The 17,950-nt window shown below is 71.2% G+C and carries 14 protein-coding genes and 1 tRNA gene; 5 read left to right on the top strand and 10 right to left on the bottom strand.

The annotated features are described in order from the left end of the window. Window positions 1-556 precede the first annotated feature (556 nt). Window positions 557-1,399 (bottom strand): spermidine synthase, encoded by an 843-nt coding sequence (locus AB0B72_RS38040; protein ID WP_367744465.1) that lies wholly within the window; start codon window positions 1,397-1,399, stop codon window positions 557-559. 32 nt (window positions 1,400-1,431) lie between these two features. Here AB0B72_RS38040 and AB0B72_RS38035 point away from each other — a divergent pair, with 32 nt between their 5' ends. From AB0B72_RS38035 to AB0B72_RS38025, 3 genes are all read left to right on the top strand, one after another. Next, a complete protein-coding gene (locus tag AB0B72_RS38035) occupies window positions 1,432-3,045 on the top strand; it encodes a penicillin-binding transpeptidase domain-containing protein (RefSeq protein ID WP_367744464.1) in 1,614 nt (537 codons plus the stop codon). Window positions 3,046-3,413: 368 nt separating this feature from the next. Next, window positions 3,414-4,838 carry a phosphatase PAP2 family protein gene (locus AB0B72_RS38030; protein ID WP_367744463.1) on the top strand — a complete coding sequence of 475 codons (1,425 nt, stop codon included), beginning with the start codon at window positions 3,414-3,416 and terminating at the stop codon, window positions 4,836-4,838. A gap of 137 nt (window positions 4,839-4,975) precedes the next feature. Next, a complete protein-coding gene (locus AB0B72_RS38025; RefSeq protein ID WP_367744461.1) occupies window positions 4,976-6,220 on the top strand; it encodes a helix-turn-helix domain-containing protein in 1,245 nt (414 codons plus the stop codon). Between the two features lie 4 nt (window positions 6,221-6,224). Here the strand turns inward: AB0B72_RS38025 and AB0B72_RS38020 are convergent, their stop codons facing one another. Together AB0B72_RS38020 and AB0B72_RS38015 are read right to left on the bottom strand one after the other, a co-directional pair. Next, entirely contained in the window at window positions 6,225-6,704 is a 480-nt protein-coding gene (locus AB0B72_RS38020; protein ID WP_367744459.1) for an Lrp/AsnC family transcriptional regulator, read from the bottom strand. Continuing rightward, entirely contained in the window at window positions 6,701-8,077 is a 1,377-nt protein-coding gene (locus tag AB0B72_RS38015) for a transaminase (RefSeq protein ID WP_367744458.1), read from the bottom strand. Before AB0B72_RS38015 ends, AB0B72_RS38020 begins: the two co-directional genes overlap by 4 nt. A gap of 186 nt (window positions 8,078-8,263) precedes the next feature. Here AB0B72_RS38015 and AB0B72_RS38010 point away from each other — a divergent pair, with 186 nt between their 5' ends. Together AB0B72_RS38010 and lat are read left to right on the top strand one after the other, a co-directional pair. After that, complete coding sequence (locus AB0B72_RS38010; protein ID WP_367744455.1) at window positions 8,264-8,842, top strand: HdeD family acid-resistance protein; 579 nt, start codon at window positions 8,264-8,266, stop codon at window positions 8,840-8,842. Between the two features lie 100 nt (window positions 8,843-8,942). Further along, a complete protein-coding gene (lat, locus tag AB0B72_RS38005; protein ID WP_367744454.1) occupies window positions 8,943-10,217 on the top strand; it encodes an L-lysine 6-transaminase in 1,275 nt (424 codons plus the stop codon). Between the two features lie 32 nt (window positions 10,218-10,249). Here lat and AB0B72_RS38000 read toward each other — a convergent pair whose 3' ends face one another. From AB0B72_RS38000 to AB0B72_RS37970, 7 genes are all read right to left on the bottom strand, one after another. Beyond that, window positions 10,250-10,498 carry a LuxR C-terminal-related transcriptional regulator gene (locus AB0B72_RS38000; RefSeq protein ID WP_367744453.1) on the bottom strand — a complete coding sequence of 83 codons (249 nt, stop codon included), beginning with the start codon at window positions 10,496-10,498 and terminating at the stop codon, window positions 10,250-10,252. A gap of 158 nt (window positions 10,499-10,656) precedes the next feature. After that, a tRNA-His gene (locus tag AB0B72_RS37995) sits at window positions 10,657-10,732 on the bottom strand. A 134-nt stretch (window positions 10,733-10,866) separates the two neighbouring features. Further along, window positions 10,867-11,463, bottom strand: a complete 597-nt coding sequence (gene orn, locus AB0B72_RS37990; protein ID WP_367744452.1) for an oligoribonuclease — start codon at window positions 11,461-11,463, stop codon at window positions 10,867-10,869. Between the two features lie 21 nt (window positions 11,464-11,484). Next, window positions 11,485-12,603 carry a DUF2510 domain-containing protein gene (locus AB0B72_RS37985; RefSeq protein ID WP_367744451.1) on the bottom strand — a complete coding sequence of 373 codons (1,119 nt, stop codon included), beginning with the start codon at window positions 12,601-12,603 and terminating at the stop codon, window positions 11,485-11,487. A 19-nt stretch (window positions 12,604-12,622) separates the two neighbouring features. Further along, complete coding sequence (locus AB0B72_RS37980; protein WP_367744450.1) at window positions 12,623-14,023, bottom strand: hypothetical protein; 1,401 nt, start codon at window positions 14,021-14,023, stop codon at window positions 12,623-12,625. Continuing rightward, a complete protein-coding gene (locus tag AB0B72_RS37975; protein WP_367744449.1) occupies window positions 14,024-15,664 on the bottom strand; it encodes a protein kinase in 1,641 nt (546 codons plus the stop codon). A gap of 83 nt (window positions 15,665-15,747) precedes the next feature. Continuing rightward, window positions 15,748-17,931 carry a protein kinase gene (locus AB0B72_RS37970; RefSeq protein ID WP_367744448.1) on the bottom strand — a complete coding sequence of 728 codons (2,184 nt, stop codon included), beginning with the start codon at window positions 17,929-17,931 and terminating at the stop codon, window positions 15,748-15,750. Window positions 17,932-17,950 lie beyond the last annotated feature (19 nt).

Genomic DNA, 17,950 nt, shown 5'->3' with positions numbered 1-17,950 from the left:
CACGGCGGCTGGCACGCCACCATGCCCCAACCCCACCTGATCATCTGGACCAGCCCACTCGGACACACCTACCAAGCCCGACTACCCAAGATCATGAGCTCCCTGCCGCAGCCACATCCGCGTGACCGGCCACAGGCCAGCACAGCGCCGGTTACAGAACCGCCGGTTACAGAACCACCGGGCGCCGAACTGTCAGGCCGCGAACTGCTGGACACGGAAGTAGCAGGTGCCGAGCTGCCAGACCCTGAGATACCCGGTCCCGCACTACCCACGATGCCCCAACCGTCGGCACCTGAGCCCTTACGCCACAACGAGGGTCGCCCTGAAGCCGAGCATGCTCATGCCGACGGCGGACCATTCTTTTTACGGCCCGAGCTTGATATCCCGCCGTTCTAACCCAAGTTCGGCTCAGTCCATGGAGGAACGGCAGCCCCATGACTCCAGACCGAAGATGCTCAACCGAACCGGGGGTGGGCCAACCGAGGCGGTCGAATCGGATGGAGGGCAGACCGGGCCGCACCTCGACAACCTCGCGGCAGGCACAGGGGGCCGTTCGTCAGCCGAACAGGTCTGGTGGGGGCACGGGCGCGAGGACGGCGTCGCCATCCCTGATCGGGGGAGCTCCGGCGACGAGCTTCGTGAGATCGTCGCCGGCCACGAGCCTGGCCTGGGTGAGGCCGCCTGCCGCCCTTCTCGTGAGCGGCCCAACGGGGAGGTCCACCTGGGAGGCCGCCACGATGACGTTGCCGAACCTGCGGCCCCTGAGGATGCCCGGCTCGGCGAGCAGCGCCACGTGCCGGAAGGCCCCGGCGACCGTCGCGACGACCCGCTTGGCGAAGGGAAGCCCTCTCCCGTCGGCCACGTTGATCAGCAGCGTGCCGGCAGGCCGCAGGATGCGGGCGATCTCCGCCATGTACTGGGCGGTGGCCAGACCGACAGGCATGGTCGCGCCCGAGAACGCGTCGAGCACGAAAAGGTCCGCCGAGGCGTCGCCGAGCTCCGCGGCCGCGGAGCGGCCGTCAAGCACGCGGACCTTGAGCCGGGGCACCGACTTCAGCCGGAGCTGGTCGCGTACGAGCTGCACCAGTTGGGCGTCCGGCTCGACGACGATGTGCCGGGATCCCGGCCGCCGGGCGGAGATGTAACGAGGGACGGTGCATGCACCACCGCCCACATGGACGGCGTCCACGGGCCCCTCGGGCAGGCAGTCGACGACGTCGGCCATCAGCTGGACGTAGGAGAATTCGAGATAGGTGGGATCGCCGAGGTCGACGTAGGACTGCGGAACGCCCTCCATGCTCAACAGCCACCCGTCGGGCCGGTCCAGATCGCGCAGCAGCTCGACCTCACCCGAGCCGACTGGGTAGCGGCCTGGCATCGGATCCCTCGTCCTCGCCACTATGTCTCCTTTCGCGTGATATGAGAAACCGTATGCGGAACAGGGCCCTGATCGCCCTCGTCACGGTCGCAGCCACCATCTTCGTCTCCGGGGTGGTGGGCCTCATCGTGTCGGGCGGAGAGAGTCCAGTCGCCAGCGCGTCCCCCTCAGGGGCCCCTTCGGCGTCTGCCTCCTCAACGCCACCACGGACGTTGAAGCTCGGGCCGGAAGGCTCCCCGGAGGAGACCGCCGCGTCCTACCTGCGGGCCTGGTCTGCGGGCGACTTCGAGACGATGCGCGAGATGGTGGACGACGCGCCGGCCGACTTCCTGGAGCAGCACCGCCTGTTCGAGGACGCCCTCATGTCCCAGTCCGTACGGCTCACGCCGGATACGCCAGTGCGGACGGGGGAGGAGACGGCCGACGTGTCCTTCACCCAGGTGAGACAGGAGCGGGACGTCGGCGAATGGTCCATCGCCTCCACCCTGCACCTTGCCATCCGGGACCTCACCTGGAAGGTCCTGTGGACGCCCGCCGTCCTGTATCCGCAGCTAGCCACGGGCGGCACAGTGGAGCGGACCACCTTCCCGGCAGCGTCGGGCCCCCTCACCCGGGAGGGGAAACAGTTTCCGCAGGACAGCCACGCGGACGCGTACCTCCAGCGTTTGGGACCCGTGCCGAGCGGCGGAGTGGAGGCCGGGTGGGCGATCGAGCTGACCAACCCGGGGCAGCCGCCGCAGACCCTTCTCGATCACAAGCCCCCGCCCTCGCAGGGGGTCAAGACGACCATCGAGTGGACGGTGCAGGCGGCGGCGGCACGGGCACTTGACGGGGTCGCGCATCCCGCCGCGGTGGTGGCGGTGCGTCCCTCCACGGGAGAGATCCTCGCGGTGGCCGACCAGCTCGGCGACCGGGGGGCGTTCGAGCGGAAGTACGCCCCCGGCTCGACGTTCAAGGCCGTGACGGCGGCGGCGCTGCTCAACGCCGGGCTCACACCGGACGCGACGGTGCAGTGCCCGGCGTCCTACCAGATCCCGAATCATCGGCTGATCCCCAACTACCACGACGAGGATCACGGGACGGTGACGTTCCGCCAGGCGTTCGCGCTGTCGTGCAACACCAGCTTCGTCCAGCTCGCCGTGGAGCGGTTGACCCCCGAGCGGCTTGTCGAGCAGGCTCAGGCGCTCGGATTCGGGGTGTCGCTGGAGACCGGCGTCGGAGGCACGTGCGGGAGCATCCCGCTGCCGCAGAACACCGACGAGTTCGCGGAGGACTCCTTCGGCCAGGGCAAGGTGGAGGCCACCCCGTTGTGCATGGCGCTGGTGGCCGCCGCCGCGAAGAGCGGGGAGTGGAGGCCGCCCCGTTTCGTGGAGGGCGACCCGCCGCCCGGGACGTCGCCGCAGCCGGTCACTCTCCCCGCCGGTGTCGCCGCCGGGCTCCGGGATCTGATGAGCGCGGTGACCACCGAGGGGACGGCGGCGGGATCCACGCTGCCCGACGACGTCGCCGGGAAGACCGGTACGGCCGAGGACTGGCAGGGCGGGGCGGACCACGCGTGGTTCATCGGCTACCAGGGCGACCTGGCGTTCGCCGTCTTCATCGAACACGGCGGCACTGGGCGCGAGGCCGCCGTGCCCGTCGCCGCCCGCTTCCTGCACGCCCTCTGACGGTTTCCCGGGCGCCCTGCGAAAGGCGCGCCGCTCCTGCTCACGCCGAGAGGCGGGAGCAGGAGGTCCCCCTCACTCCGGCCGGGCTCAGATGCCCGCGTGGCCTGCGGCTTCGTCCGTGAAGGTCGTGCTCCTACCCACCTACTTTTGTGTCCCGATTTGTTCCGAACTGTTCCGGACGTCCCAAGATCTTGCGGGTAACCGCGGCGCCGGAGATCTTCATGGTGCTCTCCCTGCTCCCACGCGCCGACCCTTGCTCCCCACGCGCTGACCCCTGCTCCCCAACGCGCTGACCCCTGCTCCCCCACGCGCTGACCCCTGCTGCCCTCAACGCGGCTCTCTGCGCGATGCCCCCACGGAGGATCTCCATGCGTCTACTGTCCGGCTGGAAACTGTCCGGCTGGAAACGAAGATGTGCCGCCGCCGTCACCGCGCTGGTCGCGGCCGGCGCGCTGGCGGCCGCCCCTGGGACGGCGCATGCGGCGGTCACGGGGCCACCGCCGCAGGCGTCGTCCTTCGACCACGTCCTCTACTGGAACAGCGTCTTCCTCGACACCATCCGCACCCTCCCGCGGGCAGGGGTGGCCGCTCAGTACCTCAACGACGCCGACCCCACCCGGCTCGCCCGCGCCGGCGCGATGCTGCACATCGCGATGCACGACGCGAACTGGCCGGCGGCGCCCGTCACCTACCTGCCGAAGATCACCCAACAAAATGCGAACGACTCGATCGAGGCCACGATGGACGCGGCCGCGCACCGCGTCCTGGAGAGCGTCTACCCGTACATCGACTTCGACGCCAACCTCACCTACGCGCTGAGCCAGATCCCCTCGTCGGTCGCTCCGAGCCTCGTCCAGGGCGGCCGGACCGACGGCGAGAAGATCGGCGACCTGATGATCGCCGCGCGGTCAGGCGACGGCCCGGCGTTCGACCTCTCCTACACCGAGGACAAGGTGCCGGGCACCGAGGACAGGGCGCCGGGCGCCTGGCGCCAGACGGGCTCCGGATCCGCCGTCACCCCGAACTGGTGGAAGCTCAAGCCGTTCGCCATGACGTCCTCAACGCAGTTCCGGCCACCGCTCCCCGGGGGGTTCACCTCGTACAACGCTCTCGTGCGCAGCAGCGCGTACGCCCAGCAGGTGAACGAGGTGAAGAGCCTGGGCGGCGTGTCGAGCACCACCCGCACACCCGACCAGACGCAGGCTGCGTTCTTCTGGGCGAACGATCTCGCACCGACGTACCGGCCGGTGGGGCATCTGTTCGCCATCACGCAGGCGGTGGCCAAGCAGGCGAGGCTCAAGCAGAGTGAGAACGCCGAGCTGTTCAACCTGGTCTCGATGGCGCTGGCCGACGCCTCCATCGTGGCGTGGGGGGCGAAGTACGCGACCCCCATCGACCTGTGGAGGCCGGAGAGCGCGATCAACAATGCCGACCCGTCGCTCAACTCTGCCGTCATCCCCGACCCGAACTGGCGGCCACTGTCCCGGAAGGCCTCCGGCGTCAGCTTCTCCCCGCCCTTCCCCGCGTACGTGTCCGGGCACGCCACCTTCGCCGGAGCGTGGGCGGGTGTCATGCAGAGATGGTTCGGCAACACCCTGACCTTCACCGCGCCGACCGACGACCCCAACGCCAATCCCAAGAGCCGCACCTTCACCAGCTTCCAGCAGGCCGCCGAGGAGGACGCGCTCAGCCGCCTGTGGCTCGGCGTCCATTACCGCTGGGACGCCGACAGCGGCCTGACGGCAGGATTCGATCTCGGCGAGTTCGTCTACGTCACCCGCCGGGACCAATAGCCCCGCACGTGTCTCCCTTTCTCCCTCCCTCCGGGCGGCGGCCTCGACCTCCGCGCGCCCGGAGGGCTGCGTCACGTCACCGATCTTTGTTAATCTTCCGGTTGATCGACGTATATCGCCGATGTGCGGAGGATGCCGTGCCAGGCCGGTTAACCGCGCCTCCGGAGCCTGAGAGCGTTTCCACAGCCGAGGAGTTCGTCGCGGCACTGGGCCGGCTGCGTCAGTGGTCGGGCCTGACCTACCGTCAGCTCTCCGCCGCCGCGGAGGCGGCCGGCGACGTGCTGCCGCCAAGCACGATGGCGGGCGCGCTGGGGCGGACCACCCTTCCCAAAGAGGAGTTCGTGGCCGCGTTCGCCCGTGCCTGCGGGCTGGACGACGCGGAGGCCGCCCTGTGGGTGGCCGCCCGCAAGCGGCTGGCCGCCGGGCCCGCGCCGCAGGCCGCCCAGCCTCTCGACGGCCCCGCCCCGGCCCGGTCTCCCGGCGGCCCGGCCTCCGGGGCCTCCGGCGGTCCCTCTCCGGCGGGGCCTTCCGCACCCGATTCCGCACCCGATTCCGGCCCTGAGTCCGTCCGTGATTCCGGCCCCGAGTCCGTCCGTGAGCCGGTCTCCGGCTCTGTCCCGGCCGGTCCCGAGCCGATCGGTCGTACGGCGTCCGGCCCTCCCGCGTACGAGCCCCCCGCGGACGGCCGGCTCGTGAACGACCCGCCACCCAGGACCTGGAGGACCCGGGGATGGATCGTGGCGGGGGCTGCCGTCGTTCTCGTCCTCCTCCTCGGCCTGGCCCTCATGGCGGTGCGCGGTCCCTCGGCCGGCACGAAGCCGCCGGAGCGGCCCTCGCCGGGGCGCACTCCGCAGGGCTCGGCGACACTCCGCTCCGGGTGGTATCAGCTCACCCCCTCCCATGTCGCGGATCGTGAGCTCTGCGTCGGAGAGGGACGCGAGCGCAACGGGCGGACGGACCGGCCACTCGCCGTCCAGCGGCCCTGCAAGGGGCTCGTCCCCGACACGTACGTGAGCTCTGTCGGCTCCGGGGTGTACGAGATCCGGTGGATTCACCCGAAGGAGGGCGTCGGCTGCCTGACGATCGACGCGGCCGACACCCGGCCCGGGACACTGATCGCCCCGGATCACTGCGACGAGGCCGCCAATCAGCGGTTCGCGCTGACACCCGCCGGCCAGGGATTCGTGATGCGCCCGCTTCACAGCGGCCTGTGCGTCGGCGCCCTCTACGGCGAGACCGATGTGCCCGTGGGAGCGGAGATGGCCCAGGAAGGCTGCACCGGCCGCGCCGACCAGGTGTTCCTCTTCCGGGCGGTGCCCACGCCCGCCTGGTTCGCCCATCTCAAGGGAGGCCCCGCGGCGTCCTTCACTCCGGCCCCCTGAGCGATCAGACGCCCGGCCGGGCGAAGCGGTGCGTGTGGATGCCGAAGTAGGTGAACGCCTCTGCCCGGGTGACCCCGGGGACGCGTTTGATGTGATCGTTGAGCATTGCGAGGAGCTCGGCCGGCTCCCGGCACACCACTTCAACGAACAGGTCGAACGAGCCTGACGTGAGCACCACATAGATCACACCGGAAAGCTCGCTGATCCGGCTGGCGACGGCGTGCACGTCGCTGTCGACCCGCACCCCGATCAGCGCCATGACGGGCAGGCCCAGCGCCATCGGATCGGTGACCCCGACGATCTGGACGACGCCCTCGTCCCGCAGGCGCTGCACCCGCTGCCGTACGGCGGGGGCCGATAGGCCGGTCGCCTCCGCGAGCGCCGCGTAGGAGATCCGGCCGTCCCGCTGCAGCTCCCGCAGCACGACGCGGTCGATCTGGTCCAGAACGGCGGGCGCCCCGGCCCGTTCGCCCGGCTCTCTCATGCGACCAGGTCCGACACGGCCGCGGCGAACACCTCGTTGTGCAGTTCCACGTCGGCCTCGGTGGTGGCGGGGGACATCAGCGCCATGTTGTGGAACGGCGTGAGCAGCACGCCCCGGTTGGCCAGGTAGACGTGAAAGTAGTCGTCGAGGCCCGGGTCGCCGGCGGCGTTGGACTCCCCGCCGCTGCGAGGGGCGGGGCTGGCGAAGCGGTACTCGGCGCGCGCCCCGAGCTGGGTGACCGACCAAGCCAGCCGGTAAGCGTCGATCACGTCCTGGACGCCTTTGGTGAAGCGGGTGGCCAGCTCCGTCATGGCGGCGAAGGCGTCGTCGGTGAGCACGTGCTCCAGGGTCGCCCGCATGGCGGCCACCGACAGGGCGTTGCCGGCCAGCGTGCCGCCGACCCCGCCCATGTCGACCAGGTCGAGCCCGCTCATCCCCTCGATCCGGGCCGCCACGCCGGCCGACAACCCGTACGCGCCGCTGGGGATGCCGCCGCCGACGGCCTTGCCGATCGTCACGATGTCGGGACGCAGCCCCCAGGCCCTGGTGCAGCCGCCGGGGCCGGCGGACAACGTGTGAGTCTCGTCGTTGATCAGCAGGCTGCCGTACCGCGTGGCCAGCTCCCGTACGCCCTCCAGGTAGCCGGGCTCGGGCAGCACGATGCCGATGTTGGTGAGCGCGGGCTCCATGAGCACCGCCGCGACGTCGCCGTACGCCAGCTCGCGTTCCAGCGCGGGCAGGTCGTTGAACTCGACGACCCGGGAGGTCGTCGTCGGGTCGACGGGAGCGCCGACGTTGCCCTCACGGGAGAGCTGCCGGCCGTCCGGCCCGACGACCAGGAGCACCTCGTCGACGCTGCCGTGGTAGCAGTAGCTGTTCACCAGGATCTTCGGCCTGCCGGTGACCGCGCGGGCCAGCCGGATCGCCCACCGGTTGGCGTCGGTCGCGGTGAGCGAGAAGCTCCAGTACGGCACGCCGAACCGCCGTGCGAGCTCGGCGCCCACCCACGCCGCGTCCCGCGTCGGCATCATGGCGGTCGCGCCGCCCCGGCGGCCGAAGCGGTCGGCGACCGCCTCCACGGTCGGCGCTGGAGAGTGACCGGCCATCGCGCCGGTGTCTCCGAGACAGAGATCGACGTACTCGTGGCCGTCCAGGTCGGTGACGTGGGCGCCGTGTGCCTCGGCCAGATAGAGCGGGAAACCCGCGGCGGTCTTGTTCATCCAGGTCATCGGCACGCCGCCGAACAGGTGACCTCGCGCCTCCTCGTAAGCCGCGGCGGAGCGGAGGTTCCGGTCGCGGAACGTACGGCGCTCGCGGTCGAGTAGCTGAGTCAGGCGAGTGCGGTCGATCATCATCCCTGCCTTGATAAGCATCGTTCAAAGTTACTCATGCCAGCGAATCTGAGGACAAAGTACACACCAAGCTTCGATTCGTCATGAGGCCGGCCGGCCGCCGGGTGACGGAGCCGTGTCCGCGGCGGGCATCCGTTTCTTGACCGAAACCCGCTCTCCCGGCCACTCGAATGCGGAAAGAACCTCCTCGACGGGAGGGGGCCCGATATGCATGAAACGGCTGTGCGCGACACGGTGTCCACCCACTGGTGGCTCCCGGCGGTGCGGGGTGTCCTGGCGATCCTCTTCGGGGTGATCGCGATCATCTGGCCGAAGATCACGCTTGTGTCCCTCGTGGTCGTCTTCGGCGCCTACGCGATCGTGAACGGGATCGTCACGCTGGTTGAGGCCGCTCGCGGTCACACCGGCGGTTCCCGGGGCTGGCTGATCTTCTCCGGGATCGTCAGCCTGATCGCGGGCGTGGTGGCGTTCGAATGGCCGGGCATCACGACGCTCGCGCTGCTGCTCGTCATCGCCTCCTGGTTCGTGGTCACCGGCGTCTTCGAGATCGTTTCGGCCGTGACGCTGCGCCGCCAGATCGAGGGGGAGTGGCTGCTGGCGCTCAACGGGCTGGTCTCGGTGGTCGTCGGCGTCCTGCTGTTCGCCTGGCCGGTCAAGGGCGCCCTGGCCGTCGTCTGGCTGATCGGCGTCTCCGCCGTGGTCCTGGGTGTCTCGCTGCTGCTGCTCGCCTTCCGGCTGCACGGCGGCCGTACGGGGGCCCATGCGGGGCCTTTCCCCGCGGTCTGAAACATGTTCGACCAGGGCTGGGAATAGAAGGAAACTATTCACAAGGACGGCCGTCTGTGAGGGAATTGTGTTGTTCCTCACGGCGTGACGCGGAGGCGACATGGACCCTGGCGCTGTGCACGACGCCCTCGCGAGGCACCTGCTCGTCGACGGCTTCCGGCTCGTCCTCGATCTCGACAGGAGCGAGGGCTCCTGGCTGGTCGACGTGCGGGACGGCCGCAGGTATCTGGACTTCTACACGTTCTTCGCCTCCTCGCCGCTCGGCATGAACCCGTTCGCCGGCGATCCCGAGTTCATGGCGCTGCTCGGCCGGGTGGCCGCGAACAAGCCCGCCAACTCCGACCTCTACACGACCCACCTCGCCGAGTTCGTGCAGACGTTCCGGCGGGTGCTCGGCGATCCCGAGCTGCCGCACCTGTTCTTCGTCGAGGGCGGTGCGCTCGCCGTGGAGAACGCGCTGAAGTGCGCCTTCGACTGGAAGAGCCGCTGGAACGAGGCGCACGGCCGGCACCCGGGGCTCGGCACGCGAGTCCTCCACCTGAGCCGTGCCTTCCACGGGCGAAGCGGTTACACGCTCTCCCTCACCAACACCGACCCGGTGAAGACCGACCGGTTCCCCAAGTTCGGCTGGCCGAGGATCGACGTCCCGGCCGTCCATCTCGGCGACGTCGAACGGGCCGAGGAGCGCGCGCTCGGGCAGGCCAGGGAGGCGTTCGAACGGTTCCGCCACGACATCGCCTGCTTCATCGCCGAGCCCATCCAGGGGGAGGGCGGCGACAACCACATGCGCCCGGAGTTCCTCCAGGCCATGCAGGCGCTCTGCCATGAGCACGAGGCCCTGTTCATCGTGGACGAGGTGCAGACGGGAGTGGGCCTGACAGGCACGCCGTGGGCCTACCAGCAGCTCGGGCTGGCCCCCGACATCGTGGCTTTCGCCAAGAAGGTGCAGGTCGGCGGTGTCATGGCGGGCCGCAGGGTGGACCTGGTGCCCGACAACGTCTTCCGGGTCAGCGGAAGGATCAACTCCACCTGGGGCGGCGGCCTGGTGGACATGGTGCGCTCCCGGCGCCTGCTGGAGATCATCGAGCGGGAGGGGCTGATCCCGAGGGCCGCGATCCTGGGGGACAAGCTCCTCGGGGCGCTGCAGGGGATGGAGGCGGAGGGGCTGGTCGCCAACGCGCGGGGACGCGGGCTGATGTGCGCGTTCGACGTTCCCGACCCTGCCGCGCTGGTCGCCGCGCTCCGTGAGGATCACGCGGTCCTCGTGCTTCCCTGCGGGGAGCGTTCCGTACGGCTGCGCCCCGCCCTGTCGGTCCAGCCGGGCGAGCTCGAGTACGGCCTGGCCGCCCTCCGGACGGCCCTCGGCGGCGCCTGACCGCGTGGCGCGTGCGCCGGGGCCCTCTCCCGCTACGCGTGCCCGTCAGGCAGTGCCTGAGGGGCGGAGGGGCCGCTCTCGCCCAGCCAGCGGCCGATGGCGGTCACCCGCGACTCCACGCCGAGCTTGGCGTAGATGCGGTTCACGTGGTTCTTCACGGTCTTCTCGCTGAGGAACAGGCGCTGAGCGATCTGGCCGTTGGAATGACCGGTGGCGATGAGCTCCATCACCTCGGCCTCGCGCTTGCTCAGTCCCATCCCGGGGGGATTGTCGACTCTCATCCGGCCTCCGTCGAAGACGTCAGAGATCGCCGAGGCCCCCACACGGCGTTGTCAGCGAGCATAACCCGCCAAATCAACCTTTGGGGGCAATAGGGACTGACAAACCGCCGTAAACGCAAGGAGGCGGCCGGTCCGCTCGGGACCGCCCGCCTCTGCTCTGGGGTGAGTGATGGGACTTGAACCCACGACATCCAGGACCACAACCTGGCGCTCTGCCAGCTGAGCTACACCCACCATGTCCGCCGTGTGAGGCGTACGAAAGAAGTGTAGCGGCATTTGGGAGTCGTCCGCGCCTCATATCGCCCCGGCCCGGCGCCGCGCTTCGGACAGGCATGCCGTACGGCGTCAGCGGGCCGTGCCGTACGGTGTCAGCGCCCGGAGACGGCCTCGGCGACCTCGCGGGCCGTCGCCGAGTCGGGGCCGGGCTGCGGCACGAAGACGGCGGCCCGGTAGTAGCGCAGCTCCCGGATGCTCTCGGTGATGTCGGCCAGGGCGCGGTGCCCGCCCTGCTTCTCCGGCGCGGCGAAGTAGACCCGGGGATACCACCGGCGGGCCAGCTCCTTGACCGAGGACACGTCGATCATCCGGTAGTGCAGGAAGCCGTCCACGAGCGGCATGTCCCGCACGAGGAACGCGCGGTCGGTCGCGATGGAGTTGCCGCACAGGGGGGCCTTCTTCGGCTCGGGCACGTGGGAGCGGATGTAGTCGAGCACGACCGCCTCCGCCTCCCCGAGCGTCACGCCGGTCCCGAGGGCCTCCAGCAGGCCGGAGGAGGTGTGCATGTCCCGCACGACCTGCGACATCTGCTCCAGCGTCTCCGCCGGGGGCTTGATGACGACGTCAACGCCCTCGTCCAGCTGGTTCAGCTCGCCGTCGGTGACGATACAGGCCACCTCGACGAGCGCGTCACGGCCGAGGTCGAGCCCGGTCATCTCACAGTCGATCCAGACCAGCGGGTCAGTCATGGCTCAAGCGTAGTAGGGCGCTCACCGGGCTTGGAGCGAGTCCAGCACCTGCTTGAGCACGGACTGATTGAGATTGTCCGGAATCGACGCGTACAGCATGGCCGGCCGCTGCCCCTCCCCCCTGTCGACCAGGACGAAGGCCCCCTTCTCGGTCTTCCATTTCCAGCCGCTGGCCTTGGCCTGCGCGGAGAAGTCCATCTCGAACTCGACCACCCATGCCTTGTGGTCGCCCACCTTCATCGCCTCGTTGCGCACGATCTTGCGCTGGTGGGCGGGGCCGTAGAAGATCTGGTCGTACGCCGAGAGAACCGTGCCAGTGATGGTCCGCAGGTCATCGGGGCCGCTGTAGGGGAACGGCTTGGGCAACTCGGCGGAGTAGACCGACCCGACCCAGTCGCTGTTCTTGCCGTCGTAGTTCTGCTGCGACATCGCCATGTAGCCCGCGGTCCACAGCGGCATGTTCTGGTCTGCGGGGTTGTTGATCTCCGAGGACTTGGGCACCAGCCAGGCGCCACCCGGGAAGGCGTACGACAGGCCGGTCACGGGGTCGTTGACCCGGCCTCCGGTCGGCTGCGGCAACTCCGGGAGAGCCGGCGCGGACGGAGAGGGCTCAGCGGACGGGGGGGCGATCTGGTCGAGCGACGGCACCGGGTTCGGCTCGGCGACCGGGGATGCGGAGCGGTCCCGTAAGAAGAACAATGCTCCTCCGACGACGAGCGCGAGGACGACGACCAGCGCGATGCCCCCGGCGATCCACGGCATCGCCGAGCTCTTCGTCGGCGGCTGCCCGCCGAACTGGGGCAGCGGGAGCTGAGCCGTGTGGTTCCCTGGGCCCCACGGTGCGCCCTGCTGCTGCGGGGCCGCCCACGGAGACGTCGGCGCCCCCTGCTGGGGCTGCCCCGGCATCGGGCCCGTGCTCTGCGGCTGCTGCCAGGAAGGATGCTGCGCGGAAGGCTGCTGGGGAGCCGATTGCCACGAAGGCTGCGCGGAAGTCTGCTGGGAGGCCGACGGCGCGGAAGAATGCGCGGAGGGCTGCTGTGCGCGCGGGTGGGTCGCGTCGGTCCACTGGGTGCCGTCCCACCACCGAAGCAGCGGGGAGCCGTATGGGTCCGGGTACCAGCCGGCAGGGGTCGTCGTCATGCGAGCCACACTAGTGAAATCAGCATTTGTAGTTAAAACTCGCTTTGTCTTGCAGCGGTTTCCCGCTCGGGGTGGGGGACATGACCCGCAGCGTCGCCGTGCCCCGGAAGGAGCTCGGCCCGGTGACCTTCCAGTGGAGGGGCAGGTTCACCGACGTGGTGCCCGAGGCCACCCGCTGCTGCACCGGTTTGAGCGGCTTCTTGGCGTCGCTCTGTATCCACATGTAGCTGATCGTCCCCGCCTCGCCGTTGGTCGTGACGACGCCGACGAATTCGGCCGTGCCGTCGCAGCGCACCACCTTCTTCGGCGCCTTGACGTCGACCTTGCTCACGGCGATGTCCGCGGCCGGCGACTGGCGGAGCCAGAGGATCACCAGGGCGATCAGCATGGCGAGCAGCACGGTCCCGGCCCAGGCCGTCTTGCGCCGTCCCCGCGCCTTTGGGGCGGGGCCGCCCGTCTGCCCCACCGTCGTGTGCGCGGTGGCCCCCTGGCCGGACCGCCAGATCTGCGCCGCCGTGGTCTCGGGCGGCACCCCCGGCCCGAACCGCATCATCACGTCGCCGCCCTGCCCGGGCGCCGAGGTCCGGGCGGCGTCGTACGCGACCGCGCCGGAGGCCGTCCCGCCGGGCACGTCGAGCAGGGTGACGGCCTCTCCCGCGCCCGTCGGAGCCGGTGGCACGGGAACCGTCGCCGCCGGTCCGGACGACCACCGGCGCACGGCGTCGGCCAGGCGCTCACGGGTGGTGAACCCGGGAGGGAGCGCGTCGCGTCCCGCGAGGAGCGTGTCCCGGGCGGGGCCAAGTCCATGCGTGGAGGCGGTGGAGGCGGCCCGCTCCATGAGCGTCGCCGCGTCCCCGTGTGCCCAGCTCGCCGCCAGCCCCCGCGCGAGCGCGGACCAGGCGGCGACGTCGCGTTCGGCGGAGACGGGCTCGCCCCGCAGAGCCTCGAGCAGGCCCCGTTCGGCCAGCAGCGCCGACCCGTCGTCCGCGACGATCACCGTCCCGGGATGCAGGGCGCCGTGGGTGAGACCTGCGGCGTGTACGGCGAGCAGCGCCTGGGCCGTCTCCACCAGGATCGTCGCCGCGCTCCCGGCGTCGAGGCCCCCGCCCTGCTCGGCGAGCAGGTCGGCGAGGGACGGCATGGCCCGGCGTGAGGTGATCAGCCACACCTCCCCCCGTGCGGTGACGAGGTCGGCCACGGGGAGCAGCGGGGTCGGCCCGCCCTGCCGCAGGCGGTTTTCGGCGCTCACCGCGGCGACCAGGCGCTCGCGGGCCTCCGGCGTGGCGACGGCGCGCGGGTCGAAACGCAGGACCCCTGACGGCACCTCCTGGGGGGAGGCCGCGTCGTGCCAGGTGCCGAGCTCGCTGATCCGGGTCCGACCGGTGAGGACATGCCCCGCGATCGTCGCGCCGTCACCCATCTACCGCCGCCTCCGGTGCCTTCCGCGCATCGCCTTGAGGGTAAGTGTGGCGGGAACCACCCCCGACGTCACCAGGCCGAGGGCGACGAACGCCGCCGGAGTCCCGGGAACGTCCGTCGGGGAGTCGACGGGAGAGGAACGCGGCTCCCGCGGGGTCGTGGTCGGAGTGGTCGGCTCGGTGGTCGGCGTCGAGGTGGTCGGCGTCGGGCGCGGCCGTGGTGACGTGGGAGGCGGGTCACCGGGGAGGCTCGCCGTGACCGTCGGGTCGGGCTGTGTCGGCTTCGCCGTCGGCTTGGGCTTCGTCGTCGGCTTCGCGGTCGGCTTGGGCTTCGCGGTCGGCTTCGGCTTGACGGTCGGCTTGGGCTTGGCGGTGGGTTTGACGGGGGGTCTGGCCGTGGGCCTGACGACCGGCCGCACCGTGGGCTTGGCGGACGGCGTGGCCTTCTTGGACGGCGTGGGGCTCTCGTCCGGCTCCGACGGCTCCTCGGAGGGGGTGTCCTCCGGGCCGGCCGTCACCGGGTCGACCGTCACCGGGTCGGGGGCCGGCGACGTGATCGTCGAGCCGGCCTGGAGCGTCGCGCCGCCGATCGAGCCGATCGCCACAGCCGTCCCGCCGGCGATCGCGCACAGGGCGACCAGGCCGATTCCGATCTTCACACCCGCACGGCCGAGGAGGCCGCCCAGCCGCGTCTCTGCGACGGCGGTGCCGGCCTCGGGAGCCTCCTCGGTGAGGGGGAAGAACGGGATCAGCAGCCCCGCGAGCGCGGCGAGCCGCCGCCGCCCGCGCTGCTCCCAGGCCGGGCCGTACGCGTCGGAGGCGACGTCCTCCAGCTGCATCAGGAAGTCGTGCGCCGAATGCGGCCGATCAGACGGCGACTTGGCCATGCCGCGCTCGATCAGCCCCCGCAGCGGGGGCGCCACCTCCTCGACGGGGGGAGGCGTGCTCTGGTGCTGGCGGGCCAGGGCGGCCATGTTCTGCGCCCGGAACGGGCGGCCGCCGGTGAGGCACTCGAAGAACACGACGGTGGCCGCGTAGACGTCGGTCGCCGGGCCGGCCTGCCCGCCCCTCCACTGCTCCGGCGCCATGTACGGTGGAGTGCCGGCGGCGTTGACGCCCTCACCGGAGTGGGCGGCGATCCCGAAGTCGACGAGCTTGCTCATGCCGTCGGCCTCGATCATGACGTTCTCGGGCTTGTAGTCCCGGTGGACCACGCCGATCTCGTGCGCCGCGGCCAGGGCGAGCAGCGAGCCCTTGAGCACGGCGAGCGCGGCCTCGGGGCCGGTGGGGCCCTCGGAGCGCAGCATCGCGCGCAGCGAGACGCCGTCGATCAGCTCCATCACGATCGCGGCGCCCTGGGCGGCTTCTATGTACTCGTAGAACCGCGCGGCGTGCGGGCTGTGGTCCATCGCCGCGAGCAGGCGGGCCTCGTGCCGGAAACGGGCGACGAAGTGGAGGTCCGACATCATGTCGGAGGACAGGTACTTGATCGCTACGAGCACGCCGTCGGGGTCGTGCCGGGCGAGCACCACGCGGCCGGCGCCCCCTGTGCCGAGCTCACGTATCTCCGTGTAGCCGGGGACACGCCAGGCGCCTGTCTGGCCGTACATCCGGTCTCCCTCATCGCCTGGTGCCCCCGCCATGACGAGACCGTAGCTTAGTGATTATGGGGCCAGTGGGACGAAAATTAATGAAACAGTCGTGTACTTGTGTCAAACCCCTCTGATCAGGACAGGACGACACAGGCCCCCGTCTTCTTGGTGAGGGTGGCGGCGCCGCTCGCCGCCGCGGGGGCCGTGGCGGCCGTCACGCCCCAGGTCTTGCCGCAGGGCATGCGGGGATAGGTGAACTTCAGCGTGACGGTGTAGGAGGTCTTGCCCGAGAGCGTGACGCTCTCGGAGCCTGCCGCCTTGCCGGCGAGGAGCCAGGTCACGGTCAGGCGCACCGGTTCGGCGTTCTCGGTGGTGACGGTGACCGCGGTGGTGGCGGCGGTGAGGACCCTCGCCAGGCGTGCGACCGCGACGCTCGTGACGGCCGCCGGGCAGCCGGTCTGGACGGTCCGCGACGCGCTCGCCGACGGCGCCGGCGGATCGGTCGAGGCGGTGAAGGTGACCGGCCGGCCGCACACGCGCTGCGGGAACGTGAACGACATCGTCCGCGTGTAGCTCTTCTTGCCCGACAGGGTCGCCGTCTTGCTCCCCTCGCCGCCGTCGCCGGCGTCGAACGCGCCGTTCAGGGTGATCGGGCCGGTGCCGTCGGCGGTCACCTGGACCTGCGCGGTGGCCGTACGGGGGCCGGAGACCTTCAGCGAGACGACCTTCAGGCCGGTGACCGCCGTGGGACAGGCGGGCACCTTGGCGGTGGCGGCGGAGGAGCCTCCACGGGCCGCCGGGGCGGTGGTCGCGGTGATCCCCCACGTGCCCGAGCAGGGATGGCCGCCGAGGGCGTGGGTCACCGTTCTCGTGTACTTCCGCGCGCCGTTCAGGGTGATCTTCTCGGTGGCGGCGGTCTCGCCGTTCAGGGTGAATCGCACGGTGAGCGCGACCTTCCCGGTGCCGCTCGTCGCGACCGTGACCGTCCCCGAGGCCGCCGACGGAGCCGTGCGGCTCGCCCCCGGTGCCAGCGACAGCCCGCCCACCGTCACGCTCGCGACCGCTGTGGCCGCGGGAGCGGACGCGGACGGTGAAGCCGGTGAGGTGGGCGGCGCTGCGTCCGGGGGTGTCGCCGAGGCCTGCGTGGACGCCGTCGCGGACGGCTCCCCGGTGGGGCTCGGCGAGACGCTGGGGGAAGGCGACGGAGACAAGGGCGCCGGGCTCGCCGGGGTCGCGGCGGGAGCCGCCACGGGCACCACGGGATGCGCGGCCGGGCGGCCGCCGGAGCCGGAGTCGAGGGCGTATGCGCCGATCCCGCCGGCCGCCAGCACCAGCAGGCCCGCCGCGGCGGTCAGCTTGAACCCCTTCCGCCGCGCCGCCCGGAGCGCGGTCTGGAGCACGGTCCGGGCGAGCGAGGTGGAGACCTCGGCCGCCTCCGGCCGGTTGAGCGGGAACGTCGCGGCGAGCGCGGCGGCGAGCGCGGCCAGCCTGCGCCGCCCCCGTTCCTCCCAGTCGGCGCCGTACGCGGCGGCGGCGGCCTCCTCCAGCTCCGCGACGAACATGGCGGCGCTCGCCGGGCGCAGGGCCGGATCCTTGGCCAGCCCCCGTTCGACCAGGCCGCGCACCGGCTCGGGCACGTCGTCCGCCGGGATCGGCGCCGTCTGGTGCAGGTGGCGCAGGAGGGCCTGCTCGGTGGCCTCGTAGGGCCGGTGCCCGGTCAGGCACTCGAAGAACACCGCTGTCGCGGCGTACACGTCGGAGGCGGCGGAGGGGACGACGCCGGTCCACTGCTCCGGCGCCATGTAGGGCGGCGTCCCGGCGGGGACGGCGCTGCCGCCCGCGCGCACCGCGACGCCGAAGTCGGCGAGTTTGCTCGCGCCGTCGCCTTGGACCAGCACGTTCTCCGGTTTGTAGTCCCGGTGGACCACGCCCATCTCGTGGGCGGACGACAGGCCGAGCAGCGAGCCCTTGAGCACGGCGAGCGCGGCCTCCGGGCCGGTCGCCCCCTCCGCCCGCAGCAGCGCGCGCAGCGTGGTGCCGTTGACCAGCTCCATCACGATGGCCGCGCCCTGGCCGCTCTCGACGTACTCGTAGAGCTGGACGACATGCGGGTCGTCGATCTCCACGAGCAGGCGCGCCTCGTCGCGGAAGCGGTCGAGGAAGCCGGGCTCCCCGCGCAGCTCCTCCGAGAGGTACTTGATCGCCACGTGGGAGCCGGTGGCCTCGTGCGCGGCCAGCACCACGCGACCGCCGCCGCCGGCGCCCAGCTCGCGCACCGCCGCGTAGCCGGGCACGTTCCAGAGGCCGGCGGCACCCATCAAGCCTCCCAAGAGAACA

Origin of the sequence: Microbispora sp. NPDC049125 (assembly GCF_040802045.1) — a bacterium.
Lineage (GTDB): Bacteria > Actinomycetota > Actinomycetes > Streptosporangiales > Streptosporangiaceae > Microbispora.
This window is presented reverse-complemented; position numbering and strand designations above follow the sequence as displayed.